9 protein-coding genes and 1 pseudogene are annotated in these 14,808 nt (G+C 33.9%); 5 read left to right on the top strand and 5 right to left on the bottom strand.

From position 1 onward, the window contains the following. Window positions 1-210: 210 nt before the first annotated feature. Window positions 211-1,848, bottom strand: coding sequence for an acetolactate synthase large subunit (locus TERY_RS09095; protein WP_011611556.1), 1,638 nt, complete (start codon window positions 1,846-1,848; stop codon window positions 211-213). 975 nt (window positions 1,849-2,823) lie between these two features. Here TERY_RS09095 and TERY_RS36615 point away from each other — a divergent pair. The 3 genes and pseudogenes from TERY_RS36615 to TERY_RS09085 all read left to right on the top strand — a co-directional run. After that, window positions 2,824-3,140: pseudogene (locus tag TERY_RS36615) on the top strand (DUF4347 domain-containing protein); the annotation flags it as partial. Beyond that, on the top strand, window positions 3,128-3,388 hold the full coding sequence (locus tag TERY_RS09090; RefSeq protein ID WP_071820676.1) for a DUF4347 domain-containing protein: 261 nt from the start codon (window positions 3,128-3,130) through the stop codon (window positions 3,386-3,388). The pseudogene TERY_RS36615 and the gene TERY_RS09090, both read left to right, overlap by 13 nt. A 202-nt stretch (window positions 3,389-3,590) precedes the next feature. After that, window positions 3,591-3,917, top strand: a complete 327-nt coding sequence (locus TERY_RS09085) for a hypothetical protein (RefSeq protein WP_011611555.1) — start codon at window positions 3,591-3,593, stop codon at window positions 3,915-3,917. 148 nt (window positions 3,918-4,065) lie between these two features. On the opposite strand, the gene TERY_RS09080 is transcribed toward TERY_RS09085, so the two are convergent. From TERY_RS09080 to cysC, 4 genes are all read right to left on the bottom strand, one after another. Next, window positions 4,066-5,433 (bottom strand): aldehyde dehydrogenase family protein, encoded by a 1,368-nt coding sequence (locus TERY_RS09080; protein WP_011611554.1) that lies wholly within the window; start codon window positions 5,431-5,433, stop codon window positions 4,066-4,068. A 463-nt stretch (window positions 5,434-5,896) separates the two neighbouring features. Beyond that, on the bottom strand, window positions 5,897-8,302 hold the full coding sequence (locus TERY_RS09075; protein WP_011611553.1) for a polysaccharide biosynthesis tyrosine autokinase: 2,406 nt from the start codon (window positions 8,300-8,302) through the stop codon (window positions 5,897-5,899). 836 nt (window positions 8,303-9,138) lie between these two features. Next, on the bottom strand, window positions 9,139-10,794 hold the full coding sequence (locus TERY_RS09070; protein ID WP_011611552.1) for an SLBB domain-containing protein: 1,656 nt from the start codon (window positions 10,792-10,794) through the stop codon (window positions 9,139-9,141). 22 nt (window positions 10,795-10,816) lie between these two features. Next, window positions 10,817-11,380 carry an adenylyl-sulfate kinase gene (gene cysC, locus TERY_RS09065; RefSeq protein ID WP_370497188.1) on the bottom strand — a complete coding sequence of 188 codons (564 nt, stop codon included), beginning with the start codon at window positions 11,378-11,380 and terminating at the stop codon, window positions 10,817-10,819. Between the two features lie 351 nt (window positions 11,381-11,731). On the opposite strand from cysC, the gene TERY_RS09060 reads away from it, so the two are divergent. Both TERY_RS09060 and hetR read left to right on the top strand, forming a co-directional pair. Beyond that, on the top strand, window positions 11,732-12,004 hold the full coding sequence (locus TERY_RS09060) for a hypothetical protein (protein ID WP_011611550.1): 273 nt from the start codon (window positions 11,732-11,734) through the stop codon (window positions 12,002-12,004). A gap of 1,284 nt (window positions 12,005-13,288) precedes the next feature. Next, window positions 13,289-14,194, top strand: a complete 906-nt coding sequence (gene hetR, locus TERY_RS09055) for a heterocyst differentiation master regulator HetR (protein ID WP_011611549.1) — start codon at window positions 13,289-13,291, stop codon at window positions 14,192-14,194. The last annotated feature ends 614 nt before the right edge of the window (window positions 14,195-14,808 follow it).

Here is a 14,808-nt window from a genome sequence, read left to right as displayed (position 1 = left end):
TACGAAAAGGCATTAATTATAGTGTAAATATATGAAATTTTTATCAAAAACACACCATACCAAGCAGCACTGCGTAAGTCCTGATTGAGTTAAGTTTTGGATGTACCTCAGGAAACTAGAACTCGTAAAAATTTTACTGCTGTTAAACCTCAAAAAGCTTTTGTCAAGTCAACAATTGCTTCCCTTCACCAAAAAGTTTTTCAGCAAAGCCTAAACAGAACAATTTAAACCACCTGATTTTTGACTAAAACGAGAATTTTCTCGGTAATCAATAGGGCAGTCTATCACAGCAGGAACATCTTGAGCAAGAGCCTCTTTCAGAGTAGGAATTAAATCAGCAGCAGACTCAACTCGATAACCTTTCAAACCAAAACTTTCAGCAAACTTAACAAAATCTGGATTGCCGAACTTAATAAAAGATGACTCCCCAAAATGGTTTTCCTGTTTCCACTCAATCAAACCATAACCACCATCATTAAAAATCAAAGTCACAAAATTAGTACCCACTCGTAAAGCAGTTTCCAACTCTTGACAATTCATCATAAACCCACCATCCCCCGTAGCTGCCACAACCTTACGCTCAGGATAAACTAACTTCGCCGCGATCGCTCCTGGAATCGCAATACCCATCGCCGCAAATCCGTTAGAAATCAAACAAGTATTAGGACGTTCACAATGATAATGCCTAGCAATCCACATTTTATGGGCACCAACATCAGAGATGACAATATCCTCCGGACCCATAACCTGACGTAAATCATAAATTAGTTTTTGAGGCTTAATTGGAAACCCATCATCCTTGCCATGTCCCTCATATTCATAGCGCATACTTTTTCTAATCTCTGATACAGTTGGGCTTAATTGATTTATGCGCTCGGAGCGTCGCAAAATTTCATTCAAAGAATCAGAAATATCTCCTACTATTTCAGCGATAGGAATATAACTACTGTCAATCTCTGCATATTTTGCCCCAACATGAATAACTGGAATTTTACCTTGAGGATTCCATTTTTTTGGTGAATATTCAATCAAGTCGTAACCAACTGCAATCACCAAATCTGTTTGCTCAAAAGCACAAGTAATAAAATCCCGTTGTTGTAATCCTGTTGTCCATAAAGACAGAGGATGAGTATAAGGAATCACCCCTTTACCCATAAAAGTATTAGCAACAGGAATATTTAATCGTGTAGCAAACTCCGTTACAATTTCACTTGCATTCCCTCGAAGAGCTCCATTTCCTACCAAAATCATCGGGTTTTTGGCTTTAGAAATTGCCACTGCTGCTTCGGTCATACTCTGATAAGCAGAATAAGATTTTTCCCGCTTGTCCTGCTTCAAGGGTTTCCCTTCTACAGACATCGCTGCAATGTTTTCTGGTAGGTCGATATGAATCGCACCAGGTTTTTCTTGTTGAGCTACTTTAAATGCTTTGCGAACAATTTCTGGTGTATTACTAGGGCGAAGAATTTGAGCATTCCATTTAGTTACTGGAGAAAACATAGCCACCAAATCTAAATATTGGTGAGATTCTATGTGCATTCTATCAGTACCAACTTGACCTGTAATTGCTACTAAAGGTGCGCCGTCCAAATTAGCATCAGCAACACCAGTCATTAAATTAGTAGCACCAGGACCTAATGTTGATAAACAAACTCCTGCTTTTCCTGTTAGACGACCGTAGACATCTGCCATAAAAGCAGCACCTTGTTCATGTCGGGTAGTAATAAATTGGATTGAAGAATTTTTCAGAGCTTCTAAAATGTTCAAATTCTCTTCTCCAGGAAGTCCAAATATATATTTTACCCCTTCGTTTTCGAGGCATTTGATTAATAATTCTGCAGTGTTCATTTTTATTGTTCTCCTCTCATAAAAGGTATTTAAAAACTTAATCAACATTATAAAAATCAGGACTTACGCAAAAACACTAATTGCAGTTTAAACATCTGAAAGAATTATCAAAAATACATTATATATAGAGGCCATACGTAAGTTCTGTAAAATTTAACAACAGGATATACAGTAATCCTAAATCATTAACAGACTATAGGTGAACTTTGAAAGTTTCTTTTTACTTCTTTTTTTTGAGAAACTTTAGTCAATAGCTGGACTTTGAGATTTTTCACACCGAAAATGGTTCTAAACCCAGTATTAGCAAGGGAAATACCAAGGGTACTAAAAATCGCTAATAAAAAATATATTTTACCAGAGGTAAATTTTAAAAATATATTTTACCAGAGGTAAATTTTAAAAATATATTTTACCAGAGGTAAATTTTAAAAATATATTTTACCAGAGGTAAATTTTAAAAATATATTTTACCAGAGGTAAATTTTAACGTAAAAACATTACTGTTAAAAATTTTTACCTTATTTACCTTATTGACAGCTTTACCTTATTTACGACTTTGTTGTGTGAAGGTGGCGATATAGCTGCCGCACAAACTCCCTAAGGCAAACCACTCCCCCAAAAAGTAACTAGATTTTAACCCATATAATTCTTAGGTTTACCTATTTGAATCATTCGGCTTAATATTGTACTATCATTTTTACACTATGGGCATCCATAGTGCAACAAAGCTTTATTATTTACCTTATTTTTAACCTATTTTTTCTTAAAGTACCAGGTAGTAAACGTGATTCTTGACTAATGGGTTTTCCCTAAGGATTAAGAAATATAAATTGTACTTTACAATCCCTAGAAATGTTATTTTTTTTTAATGATTATAAGTGCTTAATTTATAGGGTTTTAATTGACATTGAAAATATAAAACTTACCGAGTTTTGTAATGCATAACCAATCTAATTCCCTAATTTTCTCGAGACCAGCATTTCTAACTACCAACATTTAATGGAGGAAATAGACCGTAATAGTACTGAAATTATTCTGATTAATGGCCATCAGGATGGTATGGAGGTCATTATTAATGTTTTAGCCAAACGGCAGAACCTCAAAATACCCAAATATTATCCCACGGGTCTGAAGGGGTGTTGCATTCGAGTAATAGTCAGTTGGATAATGGCAATTTGCAGGATTATATTGTCCATTTAGATATCTGGGGCCAAGCTATAGTTGATGGTGGGGATATTCTATTGTATAAATGTAATGCGCTGAAAATCATAGGTCTTTTGTGGAGGACTTGAGTCGGTTAATTGGACGTGATGTGGCTGCCTCTAATGATTTGACGGGGAATAGTGTCCTTAGGAGTGATTGGAATTTGGAAGTTGAGACAGGGCCTATTGCGGGGCGATCAGTTGTGGGGCAAAATGCGATGGGCACATTATCCCCGAAAATCAATTGTTTGACAGTTTATATTGAATCAATCAGAATCAAAAAAACTGTAACCTTAATATCAAAGACGATGAAGATGATGATGAGACTACCCAGATAAAGAAACCTGATGAGAATGAATTAACAAAGACTTGCGAATTTGATGGAGGTAACTCAACTCCAGAAGATAAAGCAGGAGAATAGCTAATTATCGACCCCAAAAATCCACAAAAGTCTCCAGAATAGTAACCAGAAGTAGCTCAAGTTATTATGGGTACTAATTTTAGCAATATTTTGTCAGGTGATGTTGGAGTAGATTTACTTTGCGGAAAGATGCCAACCGTGTTTTCGGAGGTATAAGTAAGAATAACCTCTTAGGCAACAAGGGTAATGACTCATTTAGTGGTGGTCAGGGTAGCGATCGCTTTGTGTTAGCTCCAGACAACGGTAGCAATATTATTCAGGACTTTGAGGATGGTATTGATTTATTGCAGCTTAATGGGGGTATTGCTTTTGAGAATTTGACTCTAACCGAAGAATCAGGTAATACAGTGATTAATTCTGGCAGCCAACGTTTAGCCCTTGTTTCAGGGGTAGCCTCTAGTTTACTAACCCCAGAAGATTTTCTCATTGCTGAAAGTGAGAGCTAAACCATGTTTGGATAATTGTTTTTGTTGGTTAGTGGGAGCATCCTACTCCCACCCGTGAATGAGACCCTTATATTAAATCAGTTAGCATTGGTATAAATAAAGCATCAAAACCGAATTAATATTAAATACCCTATCATGTCGAAAATAATTATTTAACCCAAACAGTCTTAATATTGACAAATTCCAAAATTCCTTCCCTGCTCAGTTCCCGACCATAACCAGAACGTTTAATTCCACCAAAAGGCAGACGTGGATCAGACTTAACTAAACCGTTGATAAAAACAGCACCAGCCTCTAATTCTGAGATTAATCTTTCCGTCTCTCCCGTATCTTTAGTCCATGCACTTGCACCTAAACCAAAAGGTGTATTATTTGCCAAATTTATTGCTTCATCAATATTAGCAACGCGAAAGACTAAAGCTACCGGACCAAAAAATTCTTCCTGATAAGCAGGAGAACTTATTGGTATCTCAGCTAAAATTGTCGGAGGGTAAAAATTTCCAGGAAGGTCAGATAAAAGATGACCACCTGTGAGAATTTTCGCTCCTTTCTCCACAGAAGCTTCCACTTGAGCATTTAACTCTTCAAGAATAGATGGAGTTGCCAAAGGACCAATATTAGTATCTGGCAACATAGGGTCTCCTACTTTTAAAGCCTCAAATTTTTCTACCAAACCCTCTTGAAATTGATCAGCGATCGCATCTGCCAAAATAAAACGTTTAGCTGCAATACAAGATTGACCATTATTTAGCATCCTAGCTGTAACTGCTGTTGTAACTGCTGTTTCTAAATCAGCACTTTCTAATACTATAAAAGGGTCACTACCCCCAAGTTCCAAGACCGTTTTTTTAATAGCTCTACCTGCTGTTGCCGCTAAACTTGCACCCGCAGGTTCACTGCCAGTTAAAGTTCCTGCTTTGACCCGGTCATCCATCATAATACCAGACACTTTATCTGAGCTGATCAAAAGAGTTTGAAATACACCTTCTGGGAAACCTGCTTCTTGAAAAATTTCCTCAATAGCCAAAGCACATTGAGGAACATTAGAAGCGTGTTTCAATAAACCCACATTTCCTGCCATTAAAGCTGGTGCTGCAAAACGGAAAACCTGCCAAAAAGGAAAATTCCAGGGCATAACCGCTAGCACTGGACCAATTGGTTGATAACGAACAAATGATTTACTAGCATCAGTTTGTGCAGGAACATCAGCCAGAAACTCAGTAGCCTTTTCTGCATAGTAACGACAGACTAGAGCACATTTTTTAGCTTCGGCGATCGCTCCACTTATAGTTTTACCCATCTCTAGAGTCATTATCTTACCAAATTTCTCAGCATTTTTTTCTAAAATGTCTGCTGCTGCTAACAACCATTCTCCACGTTGAGTTATAGAAGTTTGACAATAGGCACGAAAAGTTTTTTCTGCTAACTCTAGTTTAGCCTCTATTTGTGTATCTGTAATTTGTTCAAAAGTTTTCAGGACTTCTCCTGTTGCTGGATTAACTGTAGCGATCTGCATTTTTTATTCTCCTCAAAAACACAAAATTACTCTCTCATAAGTCATAATTCAATACTTATGAAGATCAACATATCTTTCCCATAAAGTTATCATGTTTTTTTTCACAAGAACTTTAATTTTTTGTCCACTGACCTATTAATGTAGTTTAACTTGTTGCCTTTTCTCAACTTCAATTTTTCCAGAAATATTCCCAACTATTCGGGATAGAAAGGCAATGCTTGTTTGGAACCCTTAGGCCTGACAAATACCTGCAAACTATCGTGGGATTTAGTATTAAAGGATAAAAGCTTCGTGCTCAATTTACAGAAACTAAAACTTACATTAGTTTTGGAGTTATTGATACTCAATTGAGTAATCGATCTTTGAGTAAGTAGCTCCCCAATGAAGCCATAGCCCATCATTATAACCACCCATAAGTTCAAAACCGGGTAGCTCACCTAATTTCTTCATATTGAGGATAAATTTAGTCATAATCATAATATCGCTGATAATAAGAATCAGCTCGATCGCCATTACCCACAATTCCCAACATCGGCACACCTGCTATACTCAAATCATCCAGAGCTAAACTTAAAGCCTCTCGCTCAGTTTTGCCCAATCCCACTACTAACAGTAATCCATTAGTACAAGCTGCCAATATATTAGCATCCGCTCTTCCCAATAATGGAGCAGTATCACAAATCACTAAATCAAAAGTATTTACTGACTCTTGAATCAATTGTGACATTCGCCTTGAGGACAAAATTTTTGTTGGGTCAGATGGAATAGGTCCAGAAGTTAAAACAAACAGATTTTCATCCACAGGCGATCGCTGAATTGCTGCTTCTATTAGTAGACCATCAGTAATTACACTACTTAAACCCTCCTGGTTTGAAAATCCCATCATATTATGAATTTGTGGACAACGTACATCAGCATCTATTAATAACACTCGTTGACCCATAGCAGCAGCAGCACTAGCTAAATGACCCGCTACTGTAGATTTACCATCCCCTGGTAAAGCAGAACTAATTACAAGAGAATTAATCGGGTTTTCGATATTTAGTAGACGAATATTAGTATTTAAAGTCCGAAAAGCTTCTTGAAAAACTGAGGGATATAAAACCAAAGATGAACTTTTCTTTTCTTTCAATTCTTCATTTATCCACATTCTTTGTTCATGTATAGGAATGACCCCCAACAAAGGCAAACCAAGAGACTTTTTTACTTCTTTTGGTGTCTCAAAAACATCTTGCTTAAATTTCTCTCCCAACAGAGCTAATAATATTCCCAGCACTAACCCTATTAAAAATCCCATAGCCATATTTAATAATATATTGGGAGAGACTATTACTAACTCACCTTTTTGAGTTTTTAGCAATTCTGGTGGAGCAATTAATTCCCAAGGTAATTTTGTATTAGCTACTTCTATTTGTAATATTTGTTGTTTTTCTAATAAATTTTTAATCCTTTTATTTAATATTGCTAATTCTTCCTGAATTTCCCTGTAGCGCCTTACTAATTCTGGCATTTTTTCTTGGTATTCATTTAATTTAGCTTCAGCCTCATCCAAGACTTTAATTCTAACTGCAATCACCTCTATTTGATTTGCAGCTAATATCATTTTATGAATTAATTCTAGGCGAATAGAGTCTTGAAAAGCTAAAGCATTTTTATTTACTTGTTCTATATCTCTGCCAATAACTTTTTCGGCCTCTTCATTTAACAAAGGAAGTAAATTTTCTCGCTCTTTATATAAAACTTGCATTTGAGGTGCTTTCTCTTTAAAGCGAGCTGACTCCATAGCAATTGTTATTTCCAGTTTTTGCAATTTACTTAATAATGATTGATATCTTTGTGCTTGACTTAAAGCTGAAGCTATCAAGGCTTCTTCAGGATTAATTCCCAACTGACCTTGCAACATAGTATAGAGCGATCGCTGTTGGCCAAGCAATATTTTATTTTCTATTTTTTGAGATTTAATTTGATTCCTTTCTGCTGCTATTTCTTGACTTTTAATTTCTGGATTAATAAAGAGATACTCTTGTTGTAACTCCTGTAATTCCTGTCGCAATTTTTTAATTTTTTGCTGATATTTAGGAATTTGTTCCTCAACAAACTTTAACCCTTCACCAGTATTATTTTGACTATATTCACGACCATATTTAATATAAGCTTCCGCCAGTTTATCTAATACAAACTTTATTTTATTTTTGTCTGAGTCATTATAGCTAACTTCTAAAATTTTCGTATCACCTAACCTTTGAATTCTAATTTTTTCCCGAGTAAAAAAAACATTTTTTGGCTTATTAAATAAAAAATTATAATTAATTTCTGGATACTCCCTTTGAATTTCCGCAATTATTGACTCCATAATATGCGGACTTTTTAGCACTTGAATTTGTGATTTATAATCTAAGCTATAGTTATTTAACTCTGGATTTTTTATAATATTTTGATGTGAATATGAAGTCATTATATCTTCATCTTGACCATCCATAATTTTTGTTGCCTGTTTTTCCCAATCTTCTCCAAAATTTGTGCCGAATATTTTTTTATCCATAGTCAATTGATGATTAGCTGAATTCTTAACCATAACTCCTTCAACCAATATTTGAAATTTTCCTTGATATATAGGAATCTGATTCAAACTCCAGAAATATGCTCCAGTTGTCGTAGTAGTTGTCACACTAAAAATCAAGAAAAAACAATGACATATTAATTTCCAAATCTTATTTTCTTTTTCAGATAGTTTTTCTTCCGATCCATGAAACTTAGCTTCATATATATGGTTAGGAAGTAAAGAGTAAGGAATAGAACTTAGGGATGAATCCAAGGGTTTATCCCGATTATTATACAGAGATAACCAAGAAGTTTTTTTTTGTTCCATATCTATAGTTAAAGTTAAAAGTAAAAATTCAGTTATTGCCTAAGTTTTCAGCAGTCAGCATCAGTTTTATTACCTTTAAAGGAGGAAAAAGCAATTGATAAATTTCTCAAAACTAAAAATTATTGAAAAGTTTATCATTTAACTTTAACCTTAACCTTAACCTTAATATCATATCTTTTTGAATACTCGCTGAGGGAAAAAATCAGGAAATAGGAGAAATTGGAAACATAAAAGCATTTTTATTATTGTTAATTAATCATACAATATTATAGCTTTTTATCAATTTTATTTTCCTTGCCAAACAATTTTTTTTCCGTGTATAACTTAAAATTTTATTGAATAGTGCCACAATAATCTTCTTCATAAAACTTATTTTATTTAAGGTATCACCTTCTTTATTAGTAGTCTAAAGTAATATAAATAGTTACTGAATTATAGTTAATTAATGTAATTTAATACTAGCAGCCTATTGAGCCTTAAATTAATAGCACTTAAGAACAAATTTGGAACACACTCCTAAAAATAAAAAACCCTTATAGGTACTTTCCTTAGAACATCCCTATTATGGACTACTTAAGTGAGAACTACTATAATTATCTATTAAAATTAATTTTACTCATAGTAAACTATTGCTCAAGGCAAAGCTTAAATGATAACTAAAAATAGATTTAAATTTTGGCAATAAATAAACCAATACAAATAATTTTTTCCACCTAAATTTTTTTATTAAAAACCTTATATTATTTTTGATGATTGTGAGGTAAATTTAATAATAACTTCTAATAGTTTATAATAATTTATCCTTTCTATTCCTTCTATATTCTCTATCTACTAAATCAATCAAAAATATCAAAAAATATCCCTAAAATTCTATTAATTGGATTAAAAGGAGCTAAAACACCTCCTATATTATCACTAAAGGCTGCCCTACTAGAACGACCAACTACAATTACATCATTATGCAATAAAGCTGGATTTGTTTCTTCATTAGCTTTTGCCGAAAAATCTACTTGCACTTTTCGTCGAGTAACTGTACCATTAGGGTTAAGGCGAATAAGTTCTATTTCTTTTGTTTCTGCCCTTGATGGATTAAAACCTCCTGCTGCCAACAAAGCTTGATTAAGTGTACTATTAGGATCTATCAATATTGTTCCTGGTTTAACTACTTCCCCAATAACATTAATTTTGAGCTGACCTAGAGAAAAACTTGAAGTCGTAACTTCAGCTAATTCATCTAAATCAACTTCATTTGCTACTGGCACATAAATTGTATCCCCTGTCTGTAAGACTATATCTTGACTTAAATCACCACTTTGCAGCAGTTCCCAAAGATTTACTTTAATAATTTGCTTCTCTCCAGCGCGAGTTAGTCGGCGCACCTTAATTTCTTTAATATCTGCACTTAAAGTAATACCCCCCGCCATTTTAATTGCTTTAGTCACAGTATGCAGCCTAGTATTCTGACGGAGTGAAATATTGCTATCTGCTTCACTAGAGTCTGATTTCTCTGCTGTAGGCAAAACTTGACTTTGGTCAATATCTGTTTCTAGTATATATGGGCCAGGGCGTGCTACTTCTCCAACCACCGCAATTTTGAGAGGTTTATTATTAGTACCAGCAAAGTTAGCACTTGCTAGTTGAGTTAACTCTACCGGGTTAATTTCTGCAATACTAGGTACAAATAAGGTATCCCCATCCAGCAAAAAAATATCTTGAACTAAGTTGCCACTTTGCAAAAGTTCCCATAGATTAATATTGATTAGTTCTTCTGGGGCGTTGAGTTGGAAACGACGAATTTTGATTTGTCTAATATCTGCTGAAGTTGTTACTCCACCTGCTACCTGTAATGCTTTAGTAACTGTAGGCATTTGAGTCCCACTTTTACTACTACCCCCAAGACTTACTATAGGCGAAATTGTGTATGAACCGGGATATTGAACTTCTCCAGCGATCGCTATTCTTAATGGACGTGCAGCTAATAAGTTAAGGTTAACTATAGGTATTTGTAAATACTCACCATATTTTTCTTCAATTAACCCTTTGGCTTTTTCCAAGGTCCTTCCCTGAACATAAACCTTACCTATTAATGGTAGATTAAGAGTCCCATCAATTTGTACTTGATGTTGCCCATTTTGTCCACTATATTCTGGTATATTAAAAACATCTATTTGAACGTGATCACCAGGACCAAGTGTGTACTCTTTTGAAACACTTAAAGGTGTTTCTGTTTCAGGAATCAGTATTAGTTCTGGAGGTAGATTTAATAGAGTTGGTTGTGGTTCTTGCTCTTTAGACCAAGATTCTCTTAGTTTTGGTAAGGTTGAGGTTTCTGATAATGTTTGGTCTTCCTGGAGTAGGGTGTGAGCAAGTGCCGAATATGAAACTTCCCAAAAAATGCATAATATAACTATTATTCCACAACTTAAAACCTGGGATAAAGATAATTTTCGGCTAAAGATATCTTCTTTATTTATTGATTCTTGTTGCTTCATTGATCACTCCCTTGCTCTAATTTCAAACCAAATAACCTAGTTTTTCTAAACTACTAATTACATTAGCTACACTTTCATCTAAACTTTCTTTATCTGTGCAACAAGTAATTTCTGGATTATTTGGTGGTTCGTAAGGATCATCAATACCGGTAAAATTTTTAATTTCTCCAGCCCTAGCTTTACCATATAACCCCTTAACATCACGTTGTTCACATACTTCTAAAGGTGCATTGATATAAACTTCTATAAAATTTTCATCCATTTCTCTAATTTCATTGCGTACTGCTTTGTAAGGACTAATTGCTGCAGTTATCGCCACTACTCCATTCCTGCTTAAGAGATGAGCTACAAATCCGATGCGCCGGATATTTATATCTCGGTCCGCTTTGCTAAAAGTCAACCCTTTTGATAAGTTTTCTCTGACTATATCCCCATCTAATATTTCTACTTTCCGACCTCTTTGTTTTAATTTTTCTGCCACAATTTTGCTGATAGTTGTTTTACCAGCTCCACTTAACCCCGTAAACCACAGAATAAATCCTTTTTCCATTTTAGCTTGATTTTTTTTAGTTTTTACTAAAGTTATATTTTACCTGTATTTGTGAATTAGTAGTTAATACATATTGTCTAACCAAATTTTTTGCCAGAAAACAATATTTTTTTGGCCATTCAGTTCTTGATATTTTTATTTACTATCTAATGGTAAAACACCCGATAATTATGGGAATAAACTTTTAAATTTTACTGGCTAATTGCAATAATCTTTAGATTTATTTAAGTTCTAAGTTAATATTTACTCCTGATAAAAATTTCTCTCAATATCTTTGTACACTACAGCCTTTTCTATATATTGAACTGACAAATTATTTCCTAACTATCCTGATTTGTTCCTAACAGTCCGTATCAGAAAGTAGACACTCTCAGACGGACGTAACCTATGCAAAATTATACGCCTATCATTATCTCTTTTTTATTATTACTTGGTAATACTTCTAGTAGCCAAGCTTTGATGACTGCAAATGAACTTGAATTATCTGCAAATTTTTTAACACAACACGCAGGTAGAGGCAATGCTGTAAACAATCATGGAGATTTAGAAACTGTTCCTAGTGGAGAAGGTATCCGAAAAAAATATAAATTTTTCAGTATAATTCCTACTTCTGGGCAAGATAATCAGGATCTTATCCCTCATCGTGGTAGTGGACGCTGAGGCTGTTTCCTACTTTTTAAATTTCTAAATAAGGATTACGCCTCTTGCAAATGTCAAATTTGATTTACCCTTGATAATTTACAATACTTAACTAGAAATAATACTAAATTCACATTAGTGAAAGGATATTTTTAAAAGTTATAGCCTTTGCTAAATAAGGTATTGGGCTATGGGACAAGCCTGATTTATACCCGGATTTAGTATTAGCTTTAAAGCCTCGCCCGATGGACGGGCGAGTTTTTATTTGAAAAATATTCTTAAGATTTTTCAATCAATAACTGTTTCGATAATGGAATGTTTGGGATCAAGAAGATCCAATAAGAAGGTTTATAAGTTAGTGCATTTTTTGCAAATAATCATGCTATAATTAAGCGATTTTATCCTATTTTTAACATGATTTATAGCTTTTGTTAATAAACTATAAGCTTCTGGTTCATTAACAACCAGATGAAGTCAGAAAGAAAAAAAACCAAATCAATCAATTGAAGTATGGCCTCTTTGTGCTAGGTTTTGAAACACTATTAGGCTTGAAAGACATCAATAATAGCCAATTCTCACTACGCGGAAAGTTGTTGATAACAATCATCGACATGACAAAACAAAGCATCTATAATTAATCATATGGAGAGGTAGCTAAATTATTTCCTTTCTTTTCTTCAGCATGTCACTTCTCCAATTCTAATCAAGAACTGACATTAAGTTAAAATTATTTCCTTTATTGGGTAATTTTATGTTATGATTATTAAGTTGAGGTTGGTTATAATTACTTAGTTTTTGTTAAAGCTAACAAAATAAGTAAGAATGAGAATTGTGAATATTCTCGTTGGATATTTTAACTTTAGTCCATTTTACTAGAATCATATGGCCTTTAGGAAGAGTTGAGCTTTTGAAGTGAGATTTAAAACTATAGATTAATATCAAAAAATATTAACCTATTGATAATATTCGGGAATTGAAGCTTATAGAGATTCCAAAACTCGTAAACAGCAAGTAGAAACTATACTTGTACAATTATTTCTATTACGTCTTTCCATAAAACTATACAGGGTGTAAAAATATACTAAGATAACAAACTATTCACAAGCCATATTAGGGTTATTGCTCTAAGGCAAAATGAAAAAAAGTTTTCAAAGAGATATATTGGTAGGTGTATCATCTATAACTGACTGGTTTTCTGGTATTGTTAAAGATTATCATAGTCAGCACATTTTTCATTGTTAATCAGGGAGGACAGGATACCTTCTAAATTTTGTTTTTTTGAGAATTATAATTTTGAGGATTATGATGAAAACCGATACGGATCTAATAAATAGTCTGAGTCCAAGTGCTATGGATCAGATTATGTTATATCTAGCCTTTAGTGCCATGAGGACAAGTGGGCATCGTCATGGAGCTTTTTTAGATGCCGCTGCAACAGCAGCTAAGTGTGCGATTTATATGACCTATATTGAACAAGGTCAAAATCTTCGTATGACTGGACACCTACATCATATTGAACCCAAACGGGTTAAAGTGATTGTGCAGGAAGTAGAAGAAGCACTAACAAAGGGTAAATTGTTAAAAATGTTGGGTTCTCAAGAACCTCGATACTTAATTCAGTTTCCCTATGTATGGTTAGAACAATATCCCTGGACTCCTAGTCGTTCTCGCCTTCCTGGTAATAATCTTACTACAGAAGAAAAGCGATATATTGAAGGTAAACTTCCTTCAAATATGCCTGATGCTAGATTGATTAATTCTTTTCAGTTTATGGAATTAATTGAGTTCCTACATAGACGTTCTCAAGAAGATTTCCCTCCTGAACGCCGGATGCCTCTAAGTGAAGCTTTGGCAGAACATATTAAGCGTCGTTTGATTTATTCTGGTACGGTAACTAAGATAGATTCTCCTTGGGGAATGCCTTTTTATGCTCTGACTCGTTCTTCTTATTCCCCAGAGGGTCAAGAAGAACGCACTTATATAATGGTTGAAGATACAGCTCGCTATTTCCGGTTAATGAAGGACTGGGCGGAAAATAACAATACTAATAAGGTAATGCGCATTTTAGAGGAGTTTGATATTTCTCCTGATCGCTTTGAACAAGCTAAAGAAGACTTAGATGAAATAATTAGACATTGGGCTGATAGATATCATGAATCAGGTGGAAAACAAATGGTAGTTCAGATGGTTTTTGGTTTAAAGGATGATTAGTCTAATTATGAAGTTTTTATAGCTTGGGAGCTAGAATAACTTCTAACTCCTGGTTTATAGTAATTTTGATTTAACTATCAGGTTTTTTTTATAATAAACATCTCTAAAAATTATCCAATACTTAATATAACTATGTTTAAAGGACTTACATAGCAGCAGCTAGGATTTGTGTTTCATTTTGGGAAGCGAAACACAAATCTTTTAGATAGTTATTTTTTTTGTGCTCTTTACCATATTAGATATAGTTATTTATTATTAATTATTTACCATATTTATCTATGTATTTTATTATTTTACATAAACTATGATTCATAACAATATTAATGTTCCTTTTCCTTCCTTAATAGTTATTATGCAGATTTAGTAATATTGATGATTAAATCTCCTCGTTCACTTTCAGGAGCCTAACTGCAAAAATAACTGCTTGTAGACTATTACCCTTAATCTGACTTAACTACATAAGCACTTCAAAAGTCATTACATACAATTTTTCAAAAATAAAGTACTAGTAAAGTAAGCTGTACTCAAGAAGCAGAAGAAAAGACTCAAACCAAAATTAGAGTCAATGAAGAAGTGTTGTTCTGTTCTGTTGTTCAGTGATAAAATCCTGTAAA

It is taken from the genome of Trichodesmium erythraeum IMS101, assembly GCF_000014265.1.
Lineage (GTDB): Bacteria > Cyanobacteriota > Cyanobacteriia > Cyanobacteriales > Microcoleaceae > Trichodesmium > Trichodesmium erythraeum.
The sequence above is the reverse complement of the archived record's forward strand: the minus strand, read 5'-3'. Positions and strand labels throughout refer to the sequence as shown.

Excerpts from the sequence above, each read along its gene's own strand:
- TERY_RS09080 (WP_011611554.1), bottom strand. The coding sequence starts at position 5,433 with ATGCAGATCGCTACAGTTAATCCAGCAACAGGAGAAGTCCTGAAAACT.
- TERY_RS09095 (WP_011611556.1), bottom strand. The coding sequence starts at position 1,848 with ATGAACACTGCAGAATTATTAATCAAATGCCTCGAAAACGAAGGGGTA.
- TERY_RS09070 (WP_011611552.1), bottom strand. The coding sequence starts at position 10,794 with ATGAAGCAACAAGAATCAATAAATAAAGAAGATATCTTTAGCCGAAAA.
- hetR (WP_011611549.1), top strand. The coding sequence starts at position 13,289 with ATGAAAACCGATACGGATCTAATAAATAGTCTGAGTCCAAGTGCTATG.
- TERY_RS09060 (WP_011611550.1), top strand. The coding sequence starts at position 11,732 with ATGCAAAATTATACGCCTATCATTATCTCTTTTTTATTATTACTTGGT.
- TERY_RS09075 (WP_011611553.1), bottom strand. The coding sequence starts at position 8,302 with ATGGAACAAAAAAAAACTTCTTGGTTATCTCTGTATAATAATCGGGAT.